Here is a 19217-nt window from a genome sequence, read left to right on the forward strand (position 1 = left end):
GGGGGAGCGAGCTTGCTCGCGAAAGCGGTATAACTGTCGAAATTTATGGTGAATGTGCCCGCGTCTTCGCGCTCCCACACGAGATCGGGTTAGTTTCAGGAGTGAAGTATGAGTCATGCAGAAGAACTGCCCGTCGACGGCACCTTGGACGCCACCGGCCTCAACTGCCCGGAGCCGGTGATGATGCTGCACCAGCACATCCGCGACCTGCCACCAGGCGGTTTGCTCAAGGTGATCGCGACCGACCCGTCCACGCGCCGCGATATCCCCAAGTTCTGCGTGTTCCTTGACCACGAGCTGGTGGATCAACAGGAGCAGGCCGGTACATACCTGTACTGGATCCGCAAAAAAGCCGACTGATCACACGATCGATTCAGCCCCGTGCTTTATCGGCGCGAATGCGCCGGCGTGCGCTGCGCGCCAGGCGCACCAGCAACATTCCTGCCGCACAGCTCAGGCCCACGATCAGCCCTTGCCATAAGCCGCTTGGGCCGCTTGGCTCGCCCAGCCAGTTTGTCAGCCCCAGGGCATAACCCACCGGCAGGCCTACGCCCCAATAGGCGAACAAGGTCAGTACCATGGTCACGCGTGTGTCCTGGTAGCCGCGCAGTGCACCGGCCGCCGTGACTTGGATCGAGTCGCTGAACTGGAACAGTGCCGAGAACACGATCAGCATCGAAGCCAAGTGAATGACGACCGGGTCTGGTGTGTAGATCGCCGCAATCTGCTCGCGAAACAGCAGCATCAGGCTGCAAGAGAGGCAGGCGTAGGCCAGCGCCGTGCCCATGCCGACGCCAGCCGCGAAGCGCGCTTCACGCGGTTCGCCACGCCCGAGGGCCTGGCCGACCCGCACGGTGACGGCCATGCTCAGGGAGTAGGGGATCATGAACACCAGCGAGCTGACGTTCAGCGCGATCTGATGGCCTGAGACCACGGTGGCGCCCAGGCTGCCAATCAGCAGGGCAATCACCGCGAAGATGCTCGATTCGGCAAAGATCGCGATGCCGATGGGCAGGCCGATGCTCAATACACGCTTGATCACCGCCCATTGCGGCCAGTCGAAACGCTTGAACAGTTCGCTGCTCTGGTAAGCCGGGCCCCAGCGGGTCCAGACGGCCAGGCCGAGCATCATCACCCACATCGCAATGGCCGTGGCCCAGCCGCAACCGACGCCGCCCATGGCCGGCACACCCAGGTGGCCGTAGATGAAGATGTAGTTCAGCGGGATATTCAATGCCAGGCCACACAGGCCCATCACCATGCTCGGCCGCGTGCGGCCCAGGCCGTCACTGAAACAGCGCAGCACGTAATACAGCGCAATGGCCGGCATGCCAGCGGCGATGCCGTGCAAGTAGCCCATTGAGGGCTCGATCAGGTCCGGCTCCACGTTCATCACATGCAGGATCGGTTCGGCGCACAGCAGCAACAGCGATGCAGTGATGCCGACCACCACTGCCAGCCACAAGGATTGACGCACCAGCGGCCCGATCTCACTGAACTGGCCGGCCCCGTAGCGCTGCGCGACTTTGGGCGTGGTGGCCAGTAGCGTGCCGGTCATCAGCAGGTACACCGGGATCCAGATCGAGTTGCCCAGGCCCACGGCCGCCAGGTCCTGAGGGCTGACGCGCCCGGCCATCACCGCATCGACAAAGCTCATCGCGGTCGTCGCCAGTTGGCCGATCATGATCGGCAAGGCGAGCGTCAACAGGCCGCGCACTTCCCGGCTGATGCGGGCGGGACGGGTGAGGGTGGCGGTAGCAGTGTTCACGTACAGGTGTCCAATAGAAGGAAGCGCAAGGACGGCGGATTCTACGCATTGACGCATCGGTCAGGAAAAAACCTGTGTTAGCGATTTGTAAGCGAGGGCTGCGATCCCTGTACACTGCGGGTCCGCCAAAGGAGCCTGCCATGCTGATTGTTGCCGACGAAAATATTCCGCTGCTCGATGCATTCTTCCAGGGATTTGGCGAGATTCGCCGCGTCCCCGGCCGTTCCATCGACCGCGCCACGGTCGAGCAGGCCGACGTGCTGCTGGTGCGCTCGGTGACCAACGTCAACCGCGCCCTGCTGGAGGGGACGAAGGTGCGCTTCGTCGGCACCTGCACCATCGGCACCGACCACTTGGACCTCGATTACTTCAAGCAGGCTGGCATCCAGTGGTCCAGTGCCCCCGGCTGCAACGCCCGTGGCGTGGTGGACTATGTGCTGGGCAGCCTGATGACCCTGGCTGAAATCGAAGGCGCCGACCTCAATCACCGCACCTATGGCGTGGTTGGCGCCGGTGAAGTCGGCGGACGGCTGGTCAAGGTGCTCAAAGGGCTGGGTTGGAACGTGCTGGTCTGCGACCCGCCACGGCAGATCGCCGAGGACGGCGATTACGTCAGCCTGGACCAGATCATCGAGCAATGCGATGTGATCAGCCTGCACACCCCGCTGACCAAATCCGGCAACGGTTCCACTTGGCATTTGTTCGATCGTCAGCGGCTCAACCAGCTCAAGCCCGGCACTTGGCTGATCAATGCCAGCCGTGGCCCGGTGGTGGACAACGCCGCCCTGCGCGAGGTGTTGCTGGCGCGCGAAGACCTGCAAGCGGTGCTGGATGTGTGGGAGGGCGAGCCTGAAGTGGACGTGGACCTGGCGGACCTCTGCGTGCTGGCCACGCCGCACATCGCTGGCTACAGCCTGGACGGCAAGCAACGCGGCACTGCGCAGATTTATCAAGCGTTCTGCACGCACCTGGGTCAGGAGCCCGGCATCCAGTTGAGTGATTTGCTGCCGCAGCCTTGGTTGGCCGAGGTGCAGTTGAATGCGTCCACTGACCCGGCCTGGGCGCTGGCGACCCTGTGCCGCAGCGTGTACGACCCGCGTCGCGATGATGCGGATTTCCGGCGTAGCCTGGTAGGAACGGTGGAAGAACAGCGCAAGGCGTTTGACCTGCTGCGCAAAAACTACCCTGAGCGCCGTGAGATTGATGGCTTGAGGGTGAGCATCAACGGTGAGTCGGCCGCGTTGTCGAACATCGTCAGCGCATTGGGCGCCGCGGGCGTTTAGACCCCGATAAAAAACCCGGCCACCTGGGCCGGGTTTGAAAGAGCGTCGGCGCTTCAGCCTTGCCGGGCAGGCTTAACCAGTCGCTGTTCCAGTTCGCTGCACGCTTGCTGGATCATCTCTTCGGTAATCTGCACTTCGCGGCCTTGGGCGTCGATATACGAGCAAGGCAATTGCTGCGGCTGGCGGATCACTTCAATCTTGGCATCGCTGCTATTTTGCAAGGTCATAGCCTGTCTCCTCATCAGGTTGTGTACCTACTCTGCTTATTACTCTAAGCCGCCCGCGTGACCAGGCTGTTACAACTCCCTGTCGGGTCAGCGGTTCGAACACCCAGTCCACCAGAAACCGCTACAAATTTCCAGCTGGGGGTTAGACCGATAGCCTCTAGGGATCAGCATCGGCGGGCATAATTAACCTGACTCATTGTTATTTACCCAAGTTCCCCCAATGTTGTGAGGTAGACACTTATCTCCCCTGCGCAGGTGATGCCCTCCATGTTCTCAGTCCGTCAACGCCGTGCGATTCGCCTGGCCAGCCGCTTCATTGCGCCCTACCGCTGGCACGCGCTCGGCGCGCTGTTGGCGCTTATCGTCACCGCCGGTATTACCTTGTCGATGGGGCAGGGCATCCGATTGCTCGTGGACCAGGGTTTCATGACCCAGTCGCCGCACCTGCTCAACCAGTCCATCGGCCTGTTCATGATGCTGGTGCTGGGGTTGGCAGTGGGTACGTTTGCGCGGTTTTACCTGGTCTCGTGGATCGGCGAGCGGGTGGTGGCGGACATCCGTCGGCAAGTGTTCAACCACCTGATTTATCTGCATCCGGGCTTTTACGAGAACAATCGCAGTTCGGAGATCCAGTCGCGGCTGACCACTGACACCACGTTGCTGCAATCGGTAATCGGCTCGTCTTTATCGTTGTTCCTGCGTAATGCCTTGATGGTCATCGGTGGCATCGTGTTGCTGTTTGTCACCAACCCCAAGCTCACCAGCATCGTGGTGGTGGCACTGCCACTGGTGCTGGCGCCGATCCTGATCTTCGGCCGACGTGTACGCAGCCTGTCGCGCCAAAGCCAGGACCGCATCGCCGACGTGGGCAGCTATGTGTCCGAGACCCTCGGCCAGATCAAAACCGTGCAGGCCTACAACCACCAGGTGCAGGACGAACAGCGTTTCGCCGTGACCGTGGAAGAGGCCTTCACCACCGCGCGCAAACGCATCGCCCAGCGCGCCTGGTTGATTACCCTGGTGATCATGCTGGTGCTCGGCGCCGTCGGGGTGATGCTGTGGGTCGGTGGCATGGATGTGATCAACGGGCGCATTTCCGGCGGTGAGCTGGCGGCGTTTGTGTTCTATAGCCTGATCGTCGGCAGCGCGGTCGGCACCCTGAGCGAAGTGCTCGGCGAGTTGCAGCGCGCCGCTGGTGCCGCCGAGCGCATTGGCGAGTTGTTGCAGTCGAGCAACGAAATCCAGGCGCCCGCCACCGGCACCGTCCAATTGCCGGAGCGGGTCAGCGGGCGCATGGCGTTGCAAGACCTGCGGTTTTCCTATCCCTCACGTCCCGACAGCTATGCCATCGATGGCCTGAACCTGACCATCAACCCCGGTGAAACCCTGGCCTTGGTCGGCCCGTCCGGCGCGGGCAAATCGACGATTTTTGATCTGTTGCTGCGCTTCTACGACCCCCAGCAAGGCCGCATCCTGCTGGAGGGCCACCCGCTGACCGAACTCGACCCCATGGACCTGCGCCGTCATTTCGCCCTGGTGTCCCAGAGCCCGGCGTTGTTTTTCGGCAGCGTCGAAGAGAACATCCGCTACGGCAACCCGACGGCCACCGCCGAGCAGGTCGAGGCCGCCGCGCGCATTGCCCACGCCCATGACTTCATCCTGCAAATGCCCGACGGCTACCAGACCCACCTGGGCGATGGCGGCATGGGCCTCTCCGGCGGCCAACGCCAACGCTTGGCCATCGCTCGGGCGCTGCTGGTGGACGCGCCGATTCTGCTGCTGGACGAGGCCACCAGCGCCCTCGATGCCCAGAGCGAACACCTGATCCAGCAGGCCTTGCCGCAATTGATGCAAGGGCGTACCACGCTGGTGATCGCCCATCGACTGGCCACGGTGAAGAACGCCGACCGCATTGCGGTGATGGACCAGGGCAAGCTGGTGGCGGTAGGCACGCATCAGCAGTTGATTGCGAGCAATCCGCTGTATGCGCGGTTGGCAGCGTTGCAGTTCAGTGATGGGGTGGAGGAAAGCGCCTCGCACTAAATCTCACCCCCAAAAAAAATGCCCGCATTGAGAAATGCGGGCATTTTTATATGGCGTGCAGCTTCAAACTTGCTGTTTAAAGCTGCCTTTATTACTGATCGTCAAAATACCGCTCATGCCAATCCACCAGCGGCTGTGGTGAGTTGAGCTTCTGGCCGTAGATCACCGAATAAGACAGCACGTTCTGCACATACTGGCGGGTTTCGTCGAACGGGATGCTTTCCACCCACACGTCAAAACTCAGGTGATCCGCGCCGCGCAGCCATTGGCGCACGCGGCCGGGGCCGGCGTTGTAGGCGGCGGAGGCGAGCACACGGTTACCGTTGAACTGGCTGTGCACCTGGCTCAGGTAGGCGGCGCCGAGCTGGATGTTTTTGTCCGGGTCCAGCACTTGGGCGGGGGAGGCCAGGGGGATGCTGAACTTGCGTGCGGTTTCCTTGGCGGTACCGGGCATCAGTTGCATCAGGCCGCTGGCGCCGACGCCAGAGCGGGCGTCATCCATGAAGGCGCTTTCCTGACGGGTAATCGCGAACACCCAGCTGGAGTGCAGGCCGCGCACCTTGGCTTCGCGCACCAGAGTGTCGCGGTGCGCCATCGGGAAGCGGATGTCCAGGTCATCCCAGTACTGCGCCTGGCTGATGGTGCGGATCGCCGGGAAGTACCATTTCATGTCGTAGGCCAGCTTGGCCTGGGCAACCATCTCGTCGCGGTTGAAGTGACGGCTCACGTGGTACCACTCACGGCGGCCATCCACCACCTGGCCACGTGCGTAGAACTCCAGGGCACGACGTACGCCCGGGGTGTTACGCACCTTGCTGACCAGTGCCTGGCTCATTAGCAGCGGTTTGTTCTTCAGCTGGTACGGAGCCTTGGAGCGATCCGCCGCCAGGAACCCGTAGAAATCGCGTTCTTGCGCCAAGTGTTTGTACAGGACCAGCGCTTGCGGGTTCTTCGGCTCGGCCAATTCCAGACTGCGGGCCTGCCAGTAGCGCCAGCGGTTGGTGGTGGCCAGGTCCTGGGGAAGCTTGCGGGTCAACTGGTAGGCGTCTTCCCAGCGCGCCAGGCGCAGCAGCAGGCGCAGGCGCCACTCGGAGACGGTGTTGTCGCGCAGTTCGGGATCGTACTTGGTCATCACCTCAAGGGCGCGCGGGTCATAGCGCTTGGCCAGGGTGAGACCGATTTCGCGGGCGATCGACACTTTTTCGTCACGGGAGAAGTGCATGCTGCTGGCGTAGCCGTCGAGCAGGGCCATGGCCTTGTCGGGATCCTGGCGTGCCAGGCGGCGCAGGCCCAGGCCCACGGCGTCAGACATGGCCTCAGTGGCCGGCAGGAAGCGTGAAGGGTCGCTGAGCATGTCGGGCTTCTGCGCCACGTCCACCATCAAGCGGCCTTGGGCGCCGAGGGTGGGCAGGGTTTTCACCAGGCTGTTGGCCAGCGCGTAGTTGCGCGCTTCGGCGGCGAGTTTGGCGCGATCCCAGATCTTCTGTTCAGTGAGTTGGCCGTCAGCCGCCCACTGCCCGAAGGTGACATCGCAGGCCGCCGGTTGGGACTTGCCGGTCATCCACAGTTTTTCGGCGGTCTTGTAGCCTTCCGCTTTCAGGTTGTGGGTGAGCTGGAACTGGCCATGCAGGCAGTCGAGTTCGACGAAATTGAGCTTGGCGTCGTAGTACTTTTCAAAGGTCTGCCAGTCGCCACGCTCGGCCAACCAGCGCAACCAGCGCAGCTTCATCCAATTGGCCTGGGGCAGGTCGCCGTTTTTGGCGAGGAACTGCTCGATTTCCTGGTTGCTCGCGGTTTTCAGGCGTGCCGTCAGTTCGTCATAGGCCAGGTACGGTGTCAGCGGGTAGTCGGCCAGGGCTTGGCTGTATTGCATGTAAGGCCCGGTATCGCCCTTGGCCAAGGCGTGTTTGGCTTCATCGTAATATTGACGTTGGGTGGTGAGGTCCACGGCCTGTGCGGATTGAACGGCGGTGGCGGAAAGAAGCAGACAAGATAAAAAGTTGAAAAGGCGGCTGCGCATGAGACGTCCGTGCAGAGAAATCACGACTAGCATCGGCACCGCCGACACTGATTGCCCCTAGCTTAGCCTTTTGCCCAACGCAGACGAAAGCTTTGCCGGGCGGTTCGTTCAAGTTCGTTGGAAATGTCCTACAGAACGTGTCGGTAGCGAAAATGCCAGCCGCATCCCACCCCTAACTCAGGTAGAATGCGCGCCCAGTTTTTGGAGAAGCGTATGACCCTGCTCAAATTCAGCGATGTGTCCCTTGCTTTCGGCGCTATGCCGTTGTTGGACAAGGTGTCCTGGCAGATCGCCCGTGGTGAGCGGGTGTGCATCATCGGCCGCAACGGCACCGGCAAATCCAGCATGATGAAGCTGGTCAAAGGCGACCAGAAGCCCGATGACGGCTCCGTATGGCGCGCGCCGGGCCTCAAGATCGGCGAATTGCCGCAAGAATTGCCGGTGGCCGACGGACGGACAGTGTTCGACGTGGTTGCCGAAGGCCTCGACGGCGTCGGCGCGCTGCTCGCCGAATACCATCACCTGGCACAGAACTGTGTCACCGAAGACGACCTGAACAAGCTGATGCACGTCCAGCAGGACCTCGAAGCCCGTGATGGCTGGCGCTTGCAGCAACTGGTCGACAGCACCTTGAGCCGCCTGCAACTGCCGGCCGACAAGACCCTCGCCGAGTTGTCCGGTGGCTGGCGTCGTCGTGTGCTGCTGGCCCAGGCCCTGGTGTCCGAGCCGGACCTGTTGCTGCTCGATGAACCGACCAACCACCTGGACATCGGCGCGATTGCCTGGCTGGAGGAAGCCCTCAAGGAGTTCCAGGGCGCTGTGCTGTTCATCACGCACGACCGTTCCTTCCTGCAGAACCTGGCGACCCGCATCCTTGAGTTGGACCGTGGTGGTCTGATCGACTGGAACGGCGACTACGCCAGCTTCCTGGTACACAAGGAAGCCGCGCTGGCCGCCGAAGAAACCGCCAACGCGCTGTTCGACAAGAAGCTGGCCCAGGAAGAAGTCTGGATCCGTCAAGGCATCAAGGCCCGCCGCACCCGTAACGAAGGTCGCGTACGTGCCCTGAAAGCCCTGCGGGTCGAGCGCAGCGAGCGTCGCGAGCGCACCGGCAAGGCCAATATCCAGCTGGACACCGCCGACAAGTCGGGTAAGCAGGTGATGGTGCTGGAGAACGTCAGCTTCCATCACCCGGACGGCCCGTTCCTGATCAAGGACTTCTCCATGGTCCTGCAGCGCGGCGACCGTATCGGCCTGCTGGGCGCCAACGGCACCGGCAAGACCACGTTGCTCAAGCTGATGCTCAGCGGTCTGCAGCCGACCAGCGGCACCGTGGAAGAGGGTACGCGCATCGACGTGGCTTACTTCGACCAGTTGCGCCACCAGTTGGACCTGGAAAAAACCGTGATCGATAACGTCGCCGAAGGTCGCGACTTTATCGATATCGACGGCCAGAGCCGCCACGTCCTAAGCTACTTGGGTGACTTCCTGTTCAGCCCGCAGCGTGCCCGTACACCGGTGAAAGCCTTGTCCGGGGGAGAGCGTGCGCGCCTGCTGCTGGCCAAGCTGTTCAGTAAGCCGGCCAACCTGCTGGTCCTCGACGAACCGACCAACGACCTCGACGTGGAAACCCTCGAGCTGTTGGAAGAAGTGCTGCTGACCTTCAACGGCACTGTGCTGATGGTCAGCCACGACCGGGCATTCCTCGACAACGTGGTCACCAGCACCCTGGTCTTCGAAGGCGAAGGCAAGGTGCGTGAATACGTCGGTGGTTACCAGGACTGGCTGCGTCAGGGCGGCTCGCCGCGTCTGCTGGGCGTGACCGAGAGCAAGTCCGGCAAAGCTGACCTGAATTCGGCGGTGGTGGCGCCGGTGGCGGCTGCTACGCCGGTTGTGGAGTCGGCGCCGGTTGGCAAGAAGAAGCTCAGCTACAAGCTGCAGCGTGAGCTGGAAGCCTTGCCGGGTGATATCGACGCCAAGGAACAGCAGATTGCCGCGGTAGAAGCGGAGATGGCTGACGCGGGTTTCTACCTGCGTCCGGCGGCGGAAACTGCCAAGGTGATTGCTTCCCTGGAGAAACTGAATCAGGAGTTGGAAGTGCTGGTTGAGCGTTGGGCCGAGCTGGATGCCTGAGTGATCTGCACGTAATAAAAAACCCGGTGTTCATTTTCATGAGCACCGGGTTTTTTATATGAAATACAGTTGAAAATGTGCTTAAGAGGATTTCACCAGCTTCACGGCCAGCACATCACACGGCGCGCCATGCAATACATCATTGGCAGTGGAGCCCAGCAACAACGCCAGACCATGCCGGCCATGGCTGCCCACCACGATCAGGTCGCAGTTTTGTTCCTTGGCCAGATGGTGGATTTCCTGGCGCGGTTGGCCGTAAGTGAGGTGGGAGTTTTCCTTGGTCACTTCGGGGTATTTGAGAATCAACCGGTCCAGGCGCTCTTTGGCCTGATCGAACTGTTGTTGCTGCAACTGGGAAAGGTCCATGGGCACGTCACCCCCAAAGGCCATGGCCATTGGTTCGACGATATGCACCAGCGACAGTTTGGCACCGCTGGCGATCGCGAAGGCGCGGGCGCGCTTGATGACTGGATCGCACTCTTCGGTCAGGTCGACAGCGACCAGAATATGTTCGTAGGACATGGGGCGTTCCTCCAGGGGACTGCAATAAGTTCAGTATGGCTGCTTTCAAGCGGATGGGGTTGCGTCAGATCAAATCCGCTCATCTAGAAATTCGGGAGTACACATATGACGGTCTGGATAGTGGTGTCAATCCTTGTGGTGGTTCTGAGCCCTCTGGCATGGCTGCGGCCGTCGCGCCATCAGAGCGGGCGCATGGCCCTGCGCATGGAAGCACGCCGTATCGGCCTGGCCATGCAGTTGGCGCCCCAGGAGTGGCCCCATTGGCTCAAGCAGGAGCCGCCGAGCCCCTGTGCGCAGTACTGCCGGCCACGGCGCGGGAGCACGCCGGCCATCTGGAGTTACTGGCAGTTGGAGCCGGGTGTGTGGGTCAATCAGTGGCGTGAAGTGTGTGTCGATGAGAAGTTGTTGCCGCATTTTGCAAAGCTGCCGACCAACGTCTACAAGGTCGAGGCCGACAAGCAGATGATTGCGTTGTATTGGGGCGAGAAGGGCGAGGCGAGTGTGTTGAAAGATATCGATGTGTTGCTCAAGGCGCTTGCCTAAAAGCCAGGCAATAAAAAGCCCGACATCATCATCGGGCTGGAGTTGGCCAGGCAGGCCGGTAAATCTGTGTTTCCCGCGTCGGATGTTCATCCAGGCGCGTCAGGGTTGTCGCTAGCCTAGCGGTATATCCCGTTCTGTACAGCCTTTTCCCAGATCTTTTCTATTATTGATTTCGTGAATAGTTGAATATTGACGAATCACGGGCTTATGGTCGGGGTTCTGAAATGACTGGAAAGTCGCGTTTTTCCTAGCCTTTCGAGCGATTGACAATTGCCCGGAATTGGATGAAGGTGGCGTACCCAAATCAAACGGGCGTATGAATTGAGCGTTTGTCTGTCAGACGACTCATACAGAATCCCGACTATCGCATTGGCGGGTGTGCCTGGCGGATTGGCGTGAACATTGGCGAATTCATCAATGTCCAGCCAGAGGCCAGCGTCCAATGTGTACTGTTCAGCTTCCATATCGTGGAGATCAGTTGATGATTTACGAAGGTAAAGCCATCACGGTTAAGGCTCTTGAAAGTGGCATCGTCGAACTGAAATTCGACCTCAAGGGTGAGTCCGTCAACAAGTTCAACCGTCTAACCCTGAATGAATTGCGTCAGGCCGTAGACACCATCAAAGCTGATGCTTCGGTCAAGGGCGTGATCGTCTCCAGCGGCAAGGACGTGTTCATCGTCGGCGCTGACATCACCGAATTCGTCGACAACTTCAAGCTGCCCGATGCCGAGCTGGTGGCTGGCAACCTCGAAGCCAACAAGATCTTCAGCGATTTTGAAGACCTCAACGTACCGACCGTCGCCGCGATCAACGGCATCGCGTTGGGCGGTGGCCTGGAAATGTGCCTGGCGGCGGACTTCCGCGTCATGTCGGCCACTGCCAAGATCGGCCTGCCTGAAGTCAAACTGGGCATCTACCCAGGTTTCGGCGGCACCGTACGCCTGCCGCGTCTGATCGGTGCCGACAACGCTATCGAATGGATCGCCGCCGGTAAGGAAAACAAGGCTGAAGACGCCCTGAAAGTCGGTGCTGTCGACGCTGTAGTTGCCCCGGATAAACTGGCCGAAGCCGCACTGAACCTGATCAAGGGCGCCATCAGCGGCGAATTTGACTACAAGGCCAAGCGTCAGCCGAAGCTGGAAAAACTCAAGCTCAACGCCATCGAACAAATGATGTCGTTCGAAACCGCCAAAGGTTTCGTGGCTGGACAGGCCGGCCCGAACTACCCGGCGCCGGTTGAAGCGATCAAGACCATCCAGAAAGCCGCGAACTTCGGTCGCGACAAAGCCCTGGAAGTGGAAGCGGCTGGCTTCGTCAAACTGGCGAAAACCTCCGCAGCCCAGAGCCTGATCGGCCTGTTCCTGAACGATCAGGAACTGAAGAAAAAGGCCAAGGCCTACGACGAAATCGCCAAGGACGTGAAACAGGCTGCCGTACTCGGCGCCGGTATCATGGGCGGCGGTATCGCTTACCAGTCGGCGTCCAAAGGCACGCCGATCCTGATGAAAGACATCAACGAACACGGGATCGAGCAAGGCCTGGCGGAAGCCGCCAAGCTGCTGGTCGGTCGCGTGGACAAAGGTCGCATGACCGCCGCGAAAATGGCTGAAGTGCTCAACGGCATTCGTCCTACGCTGTCCTACGGCGATTTCGGTCATGTCGACCTGGTGGTCGAAGCGGTTGTCGAGAACCCTAAGGTCAAGCAAGCCGTACTGGCTGAAGTGGAAGCCCAGGTCAAAGACGACACCATCCTGGCCTCCAACACCTCGACCATTTCCATCTCGCTGCTGGCCAAGGCCCTCAAGCGTCCGGAAAACTTCGTCGGCATGCACTTCTTCAACCCGGTGCACATGATGCCGCTGGTAGAAGTGATCCGTGGCGAGAAGTCCAGCGAGCTGGCCGTTGCCACCACCGTTGCCTACGCCAAGAAAATGGGCAAGAACCCGATCGTGGTCAATGACTGCCCGGGCTTCCTGGTCAATCGCGTGCTGTTCCCGTACTTCGGCGGTTTCGCCAAGCTGGTCAGCGCTGGTGTGGACTTCGTGCGCATCGACAAAGTCATGGAAAAATTCGGCTGGCCAATGGGCCCGGCATACCTGATGGACGTGGTCGGCATCGACACCGGCCACCACGGTCGCGACGTCATGGCTGAAGGCTTCCCGGATCGCATGAAAGACGACCGCCGCTCGGCGATCGACGCGCTGTACGAGGCCAAGCGCCTGGGCCAGAAGAACGGCAAGGGCTTCTACGCCTACGAGGCTGACAAGAAGGGCAAGCAGAAGAAAGTGGCCGATCCGTCGGTGCACGAAGTGCTCGCTCCGGTCATCTACGAACAGCGTGAGGTGTCCGACGAGGACATCATCAACTGGATGATGATCGCCCTGTGCCTGGAAACCGTGCGTTGCCTGGAAGACGGCATCGTCGAGACCGCCGCCGAAGCCGATATGGGCCTGGTGTACGGTATTGGTTTCCCTCCATTCCGTGGTGGTGCACTGCGTTACATCGACTCGATCGGTGTGGCTGAGTTCGTTGCCCTGGCTGACAAATACGCTGATTTGGGCCCGCTGTACCACCCGACCGCGAAGCTGCGTGAAATGGCCAAGAACGGCCAGAGCTTCTTCGGTTAAGCGCCCAGACGACTAGAGCGAGAATATTTATGAGCTTGAATCCAAGAGACGTGGTGATTGTCGACTTCGGTCGCACACCGATGGGCCGCTCCAAGGGCGGCATGCACCGCAACACCCGTGCCGAAGACATGTCGGCACACTTGATCAGCAAAGTGCTGGAGCGCAACACCAAGGTCGACCCGAACGAAGTCGAGGACGTGATCTGGGGCTGCGTCAACCAGACCCTGGAGCAGGGCTGGAACATCGCGCGCATGGCGTCGCTGATGACCCAGATCCCGCACACTGCCGCGGGCCAGACCGTGAGCCGTCTGTGCGGTTCGTCGATGAGCGCGCTGCACACCGCCGCCCAGGCGATCATGACCGGCAACGGTGATGTGTTCGTGGTCGGTGGTGTGGAGCACATGGGCCATGTCAGCATGATGCACGGCGTCGATCCTAACCCGCACATGTCGCTGTACGCGGCGAAAGCCTCGGGCATGATGGGCCTGACCGCAGAAATGCTTGGCAAAATGCACGGCATTACCCGCGAAGCCCAGGACGCGTTCGGCTTGCGTTCCCACCAGCTCGCCCACAAGGCGACCCTGGAAGGCAAGTTCAAGGATGAAATCATCCCGATGAACGGTTATGACGAGAACGGTTTCCTGAAACTGTTCGACTACGACGAAACCATTCGTCCGGATACCACCCTGGAAAGCCTGGCGGCTCTCAAGCCAGCGTTCAATCCAAAGGGCGGCACCGTGACAGCCGGTACTTCGTCGCAAATCACCGACGGTGCTTCGTGCATGATCTTGATGTCGGCGCAGCGTGCCCAGGACTTGGGTATCCAACCGCTGGCCGTGATCCGTTCGATGGCCGTGGCGGGTGTGGACCCGGCAATCATGGGCTATGGTCCAGTACCGGCCACACAAAAAGCCTTGAAGCGCGCGGGCCTGACCATCAACGACATCGACTTCTTCGAGCTCAACGAAGCTTTCGCCGCACAGGCCCTGCCGGTGCTGAAAGATTTGAAAGTACTCGACAAGATGAATGAGAAGGTTAACCTGCACGGCGGCGCGATTGCCCTGGGCCACCCATTTGGTTGCTCCGGTGCACGTATCTCCGGCACTTTGCTTAACGTGATGAAGCAAAATGGCGGCAACCTCGGGGTAGCCACCATGTGCATTGGTCTCGGCCAAGGCATTTCCACCGTCTTCGAACGCGTCTAAGCGTTGGGTTGACGGAAGCCGGGGCCCAGTGCCCCGGTTTTTGTTTTTGGGTGGTTTTGTATTTTTTTTTAACAAATTTTGTAAGAGGGCCAGAGCATGAAAGTCGAACCAGGGCTCTACCAGCATTATAAAGGTCCGCAGTACCGTGTTTTCAGTGTGGCGCGCCACTCCGAGACCGAAGAAGAAGTGGTGTTCTACCAAGCACTGTATGGCGATTACGGCTTTTGGGTGCGTCCTTTGAGCATGTTCCTGGAGACCGTCGAAGTTGACGGCGAGCAGGTCCCGCGCTTTGCTTTGGTCCAGGCCGAACCCAGTCTTTTTTCAGGGCAATAACGGCGGGTCGCGCAGAATGCTGCGCTTGACCTCACCTTGTTGCCACTATATATAGCGTTGCCGCGACAGGCGCCAACTGCCTTTCACTTCTCGAATTCAGGAATTTTCCGATCCATGGGCAAATCGCTGGTCATTGTGGAATCCCCGGCTAAGGCCAAGACCATCAACAAGTACTTGGGCAACGAGTACGTGGTGAAGTCGAGTATCGGCCATATCCGAGACCTGCCCACCAGCGGTTCGGCTAGCGCCAGTAAGGAGCCAGCCGCCAAGCGCGGCAAGGCGGCTGCGGGCGAAGGTCCGGTGCTCACCCCTAAAGAGAAAGCGCGCAAGCAGCTGGTCTCGCGCATGGGTGTGGACCCGGATCATGGCTGGAAGGCCAAGTACGAAATCCTTCCAGGCAAGGAAAAGGTCATCGAAGAGCTGCGCCGGCTCGCCAAGGATGCCGACACCATCTATCTCGCAACGGACTTGGACCGCGAAGGGGAAGCCATTGCCTGGCACCTGCGGGAAGCCATCGGCGGCGACGACAGCCGCTACAAGCGTGTGGTGTTCAACGAAATCACCAAGAAGGCCATCCAAGAGGCCTTCTCCAAACCCGGCGAACTGGACATCGACCGCGTCAACGCCCAACAGGCCCGTCGTTTCCTCGACCGCGTCGTGGGTTACATGGTCTCGCCACTGCTGTGGGCCAAGATCGCCCGTGGGCTGTCCGCCGGCCGTGTGCAATCGGTTGCGGTGAAGCTGGTGGTGGAGCGTGAGCGCGAAATCCGTGCGTTCATCCCCGAAGAGTACTGGGAAGTCCACGCCGATCTGGGCACTGCCAAGGGCGCCAACGTGCGCTTTGAAGTGGCCCGCGAGAAAGGCGAGGCCTTCAAGCCGCTGAACGAAGCCCAGGCCATGGCGGCGCTGGAAAAGCTCAAGTCTTCCAGTTACAGCATCGTCAAGCGTGAGGACAAGCCGACCAGCAGCAAGCCATCGGCACCGTTCATCACCTCCACCCTGCAACAGGCCGCGAGCAACCGCCTGGGCTTTGGGGTGAAGAAAACCATGATGATGGCCCAGCGCTTGTACGAAGCCGGCTACATCACTTACATGCGTACCGACTCCACCAACCTGTCGGTGGACGCGGTCGCGATGGCGCGTACTTATATTGAAGAAGAGTTCGGCAAGAAGTACCTGCCCGAGAAACCGAACGTCTACAGCAGCAAGGAAGGCGCACAAGAGGCTCACGAAGCGATCCGTCCTTCCGACGCCAATACCACGCCTGCCAAGCTGAGCGGCATGGAGCGCGACGCTGAGCGCCTCTACGAGCTGATCTGGCGCCAGTTCCTGGCCTGCCAGATGCTGCCGGCGCAATACCTGTCCACCACCGTCACGGTGGCGGCTTCTGACTTCGAGCTGCGTGCCAAGGGCCGTATCCTCAAGTTCGACGGCTATACCCGTGTGATGCCGCAAATCGCCAAGCCTGGCGATGACGATGTGCTGCCGGACATGGCCCAGGGCGATACGCTGAAGCTGATCACGCTCGACCCGTCCCAGCACTTCACCAAGCCGCCGGCGCGTTATTCGGAAGCCAGCCTGGTGAAAGAGATGGAAAAACGCGGTATCGGTCGTCCTTCGACCTACGCGGCGATCATCTCCACCATTCAAGACCGTGGCTACGTTGCGCTGCACAACCGTCGTTTCTATTCGGAAAAGATGGGCGACATCGTCACCGAACGCCTGTCGGAAAGCTTCTCCAACCTGATGGACTACGGCTTCACCGCCGGCATGGAAGAGAACCTCGATGACGTGGCCCAGGGCGAACGCGACTGGAAAAACGTGCTGGACGAGTTCTACGGCGACTTCAAGAAAAAACTCGAAGTAGCTGAAAGCCCTGAAAGCGGTATGCGCGCCAATCAGCCGGTGATGACTGACATCCCGTGCCAGACCTGCGGCCGCCCGATGCAGATTCGTACGGCGTCCACCGGCGTGTTCCTCGGTTGCTCGGGCTACAGCCTGCCGCCGAAAGAGCGCTGCAAGGCCACCGTCAACCTGGTGCCGGGTGACGAAATCGCTGCCGATGACGAGGGGGAATCCGAGTCGCTGGTACTGCGTGGCAAGCACCGTTGCCCAATCTGCAGCACGGCGATGGACGCCTACCTGCTGGATGAAAAGCACAAGCTGCACATCTGCGGTAACAACCCGGATTGCAACGGCTACGAGATTGAAGAGGGCACCTATCGCATCAAAGGCTACGAAGGTCCGAGCCTGGAATGCGACAAGTGTGGCAGCGAGATGCAGCTCAAGACTGGCCGTTTCGGCAAGTTCTTCGGCTGCACCAACCCGACGTGCAAGAACACCCGCAAACTGCTGAAAAGCGGTGACGCGGCGCCGCCGAAGATGGACCCGGTGAAGATGCCTGAACTCAAGTGTGAGAAGGTCAACGACACCTACATCCTGCGTGACGGCGCTTCGGGGCTGTTCCTGGCTGCCAGCCAGTTCCCGAAAAACCGCGAGACCCGTGCACCGCTGGTGCTGGAGATCGTGCCGCACAAGGACGAGATCGATCCGAAGTACCACTTCCTGTGTGAAGCGCCGAAGAAGGATCCGGATGGTCGCCCAGCCGTGATCCGTTACAGCCGCAAGACCAAGGAGCAGTACGTGCAGACCGAAGTGGACGGCAAGCCTACCGGCTGGAAAGCGTTCTACGACGGCGGCAAGTGGAAGGTCGAGGACAAGCGCCAGGGCGCTTGACCCGTCGGATGCGCTGAAGATCCAATGTGGGAGGGGGCTTGCCCCCGATAGCGGTATATCAGTCGACATGTGTATGACTGATGCTCCGCAATCGGGGGGGCAAGCCCCCTCCCACATTCGGATCAGTCTGGATCTGAACGTCGAGTTTTGACCCCCATAAGCAGCGGTTTATTGCACTTGCAGTAGGCTCGGCTGATCCGTGACACTGTTCAGCCAGCATCACGCTTATTCGTTGTGGAGATTGCCGTTATGGCCAACGAACTCTATACCCGTACCAACCAGAAAATTTACTTCGCGGGTTTATCCCTGGAAGCCCTTGGTCGCGCCGAGGAGGGGAAAGAGATGAATGCCATCGCGCTGGTCCAGGCGGGGCGTGAAGCGGCATTGTTCCACCTGTACGGTGCCTTGCTGGGCCTGTGCCATGAAATCGCCGGGTTCTACCGTTTGCCCCAGGCGGGTTCGCCTCGTGCAGAGATGATCATGAACCGCGAAGTGCTGGACTCGATGGCGATTCCTGAGCTGGCTGAGCTGGTTGAAATGGCCCAAAGCCCCGACAGCTGGGTCGCACGCCTGCTCAAGGCGCATGCCGATATGTTCCAACCGCCGCGTATTCCCCATGTGCCCAAGGGCGATGTGACTCAACCGTTGATCGTGGCGGTTGCGGTTGAAGAGGATGAGCCCAAGCCGTTGAGCCGGGAAGAGCTGGAAAGCTGGCGCCAGGCACTGAAAAAGATGGCGCTGCGCTTTCGCGAAGGCCTCAACGAGTGCTGAGGCGGCGTCACTGATTTACACCGATCAATCTGTGGGAGCTCGCTCCCACATGTGAACCGGGTCATCCTGGCACCATTCATCAAGCCGCAACGAAACCTGGCCAGATCCTCAGCGAAACGCAGCGGATGACTGATATAATCCCGGCCTTTCGTGGAGAACAGACTTTTATGCCGACGTCCTTTCTGGAAATTGTTGAGTTGCCTGACGGCCGAATCGAGCTGCGTCGGGCTGAGGACGAGGGTTCTCTGGTCATTCTGGATTTTTCCGAGGACGCCAAAGTGTTCTTGCAGGGCCAGCACGTGGAAGTGGCTAAAGCCATGTTGAGCGTGGGCGTGCAGATGGCAGGTCGCCTGGCAGAAGGCGAGCCGGAGAAAGAAGACGGGCCGCGCGTTCTTCACTGAGTTCCAGTGAGAAGAGGAGGTGCTGTGGTGAGCGGGCAAGCTGGCTCACTGCAGAATCCCGCTCACCACGGACGTTCGTGGAGTGCGGGACTGCCCACGGGGCTTTGGCCGCTCAGTACTTATCCCAATCGAATATTCAAGCTCTGAGCATCGCCCGTGCGCGCGGCACTGATCAGTTGTTGCTTGGCACTGACACTCAGTGGATTCAACCAGCTCACCACCGTATGGCTACGGCCCAGGCGCAGGGCTTCGCAGGTCAATTGCTGCGCACTTTGCGCGCCGCGCGGTTGCAGCAGCAGGATGCGCTCGCGGTTGAGGCCGGCGTCCCTTAGCCAGGCTTGGGTCAGGCTGGCGGGTGGGGCGATCAGCGTCAGCCAGCGCGCGTCCTGCTCTTCGCTCAATTCGCGTAGGATCGGCGCCAGCAGGCTCAGGCAGCTCCCCGCTGCACCGCGCAACGACAATTCACTGAACGCCTCAGGCTCGGCGCTCCAGGGCGCTTCGACCGTTTCCTTGAGAATGGGCGCAAGGGGTTGGGCCATGAAGGCCTCGAACAGCGACAGTTGTGTGTGTTGTGGGGTGTGGACGAGCTGCATGATGCCTCCT

General features: G+C 60.3%; 16 protein-coding genes. 11 read left to right on the forward strand and 5 right to left on the reverse strand.

Annotation, left to right across the window (positions count from 1 at the left end):
- Window positions 1-108 precede the first annotated feature (108 nt).
- A complete protein-coding gene (tusA, locus tag AB4N92_RS19740; RefSeq protein WP_010212093.1) occupies window positions 109-360 on the forward strand; it encodes a sulfurtransferase TusA in 252 nt (83 codons plus the stop codon).
- A 13-nt stretch (window positions 361-373) separates the two neighbouring features.
- On the opposite strand, the gene AB4N92_RS19745 is transcribed toward tusA, so the two are convergent.
- Complete coding sequence (locus AB4N92_RS19745) at window positions 374-1768, reverse strand: MATE family efflux transporter (RefSeq protein ID WP_021490996.1); 1395 nt, start codon at window positions 1766-1768, stop codon at window positions 374-376.
- A gap of 140 nt (window positions 1769-1908) precedes the next feature.
- On the opposite strand from AB4N92_RS19745, the gene pdxB reads away from it, so the two are divergent.
- The gene (gene pdxB / locus AB4N92_RS19750; protein WP_021490995.1) at window positions 1909-3051 is read left to right on the forward strand and encodes a 4-phosphoerythronate dehydrogenase PdxB; all 1143 of its coding nucleotides are present in this window, start codon (window positions 1909-1911) and stop codon (window positions 3049-3051) included.
- Between the two features lie 53 nt (window positions 3052-3104).
- On the opposite strand, the gene AB4N92_RS19755 is transcribed toward pdxB, so the two are convergent.
- Window positions 3105-3278: a PA1571 family protein gene (locus AB4N92_RS19755; RefSeq protein WP_010212086.1), complete on the reverse strand. Its 174-nt coding sequence runs from the start codon at window positions 3276-3278 to the stop codon at window positions 3105-3107.
- A gap of 258 nt (window positions 3279-3536) precedes the next feature.
- Between AB4N92_RS19755 and AB4N92_RS19760 the strand changes: the two genes are divergently transcribed.
- Window positions 3537-5321 carry an ABC transporter transmembrane domain-containing protein gene (locus tag AB4N92_RS19760; protein ID WP_183701395.1) on the forward strand — a complete coding sequence of 595 codons (1785 nt, stop codon included), beginning with the start codon at window positions 3537-3539 and terminating at the stop codon, window positions 5319-5321.
- 91 nt (window positions 5322-5412) lie between these two features.
- Here the strand turns inward: AB4N92_RS19760 and AB4N92_RS19765 are convergent, their stop codons facing one another.
- A complete protein-coding gene (locus AB4N92_RS19765) occupies window positions 5413-7341 on the reverse strand; it encodes a transglycosylase SLT domain-containing protein (RefSeq protein WP_236267007.1) in 1929 nt (642 codons plus the stop codon).
- A gap of 213 nt (window positions 7342-7554) precedes the next feature.
- Here AB4N92_RS19765 and AB4N92_RS19770 point away from each other — a divergent pair, with 213 nt between their 5' ends.
- Window positions 7555-9474: an ATP-binding cassette domain-containing protein gene (locus tag AB4N92_RS19770; RefSeq protein ID WP_010212078.1), complete on the forward strand. Its 1920-nt coding sequence runs from the start codon at window positions 7555-7557 to the stop codon at window positions 9472-9474.
- A gap of 81 nt (window positions 9475-9555) precedes the next feature.
- Here AB4N92_RS19770 and AB4N92_RS19775 read toward each other — a convergent pair whose 3' ends face one another.
- Entirely contained in the window at window positions 9556-9996 is a 441-nt protein-coding gene (locus AB4N92_RS19775) for a universal stress protein (protein ID WP_010212077.1), read from the reverse strand.
- A gap of 105 nt (window positions 9997-10101) precedes the next feature.
- Between AB4N92_RS19775 and AB4N92_RS19780 the strand changes: the two genes are divergently transcribed.
- From AB4N92_RS19780 to AB4N92_RS19810, 7 genes are all read left to right on the forward strand, one after another.
- A complete protein-coding gene (locus AB4N92_RS19780; RefSeq protein WP_010212076.1) occupies window positions 10102-10539 on the forward strand; it encodes a hypothetical protein in 438 nt (145 codons plus the stop codon).
- Window positions 10540-11020: 481 nt separating this feature from the next.
- Window positions 11021-13168, forward strand: coding sequence for a fatty acid oxidation complex subunit alpha FadB (gene fadB, locus AB4N92_RS19785; RefSeq protein ID WP_005786151.1), 2148 nt, complete (start codon window positions 11021-11023; stop codon window positions 13166-13168).
- 29 nt (window positions 13169-13197) lie between these two features.
- Window positions 13198-14373, forward strand: a complete 1176-nt coding sequence (fadA, locus tag AB4N92_RS19790) for an acetyl-CoA C-acyltransferase FadA (RefSeq protein ID WP_460127967.1) — start codon at window positions 13198-13200, stop codon at window positions 14371-14373.
- A gap of 96 nt (window positions 14374-14469) precedes the next feature.
- Window positions 14470-14706 (forward strand): DUF1653 domain-containing protein, encoded by a 237-nt coding sequence (locus tag AB4N92_RS19795; RefSeq protein WP_010212074.1) that lies wholly within the window; start codon window positions 14470-14472, stop codon window positions 14704-14706.
- Between the two features lie 114 nt (window positions 14707-14820).
- Window positions 14821-17442: a type I DNA topoisomerase gene (gene topA / locus AB4N92_RS19800; protein WP_010212072.1), complete on the forward strand. Its 2622-nt coding sequence runs from the start codon at window positions 14821-14823 to the stop codon at window positions 17440-17442.
- Window positions 17443-17691: 249 nt separating this feature from the next.
- Complete coding sequence (locus AB4N92_RS19805) at window positions 17692-18213, forward strand: DUF6586 family protein (RefSeq protein ID WP_010212070.1); 522 nt, start codon at window positions 17692-17694, stop codon at window positions 18211-18213.
- A gap of 167 nt (window positions 18214-18380) precedes the next feature.
- The gene (locus AB4N92_RS19810) at window positions 18381-18614 is read left to right on the forward strand and encodes a hypothetical protein (protein WP_010212068.1); all 234 of its coding nucleotides are present in this window, start codon (window positions 18381-18383) and stop codon (window positions 18612-18614) included.
- A 119-nt stretch (window positions 18615-18733) separates the two neighbouring features.
- Here the strand turns inward: AB4N92_RS19810 and sulA are convergent, their stop codons facing one another.
- A complete protein-coding gene (sulA, locus tag AB4N92_RS19815) occupies window positions 18734-19207 on the reverse strand; it encodes an SOS-induced cell division inhibitor SulA (protein WP_010212066.1) in 474 nt (157 codons plus the stop codon).
- Window positions 19208-19217: the final 10 nt, after the last annotated feature.

The sequence above is a fragment of the Pseudomonas sp. S3_A09 genome, assembly GCF_054668065.1.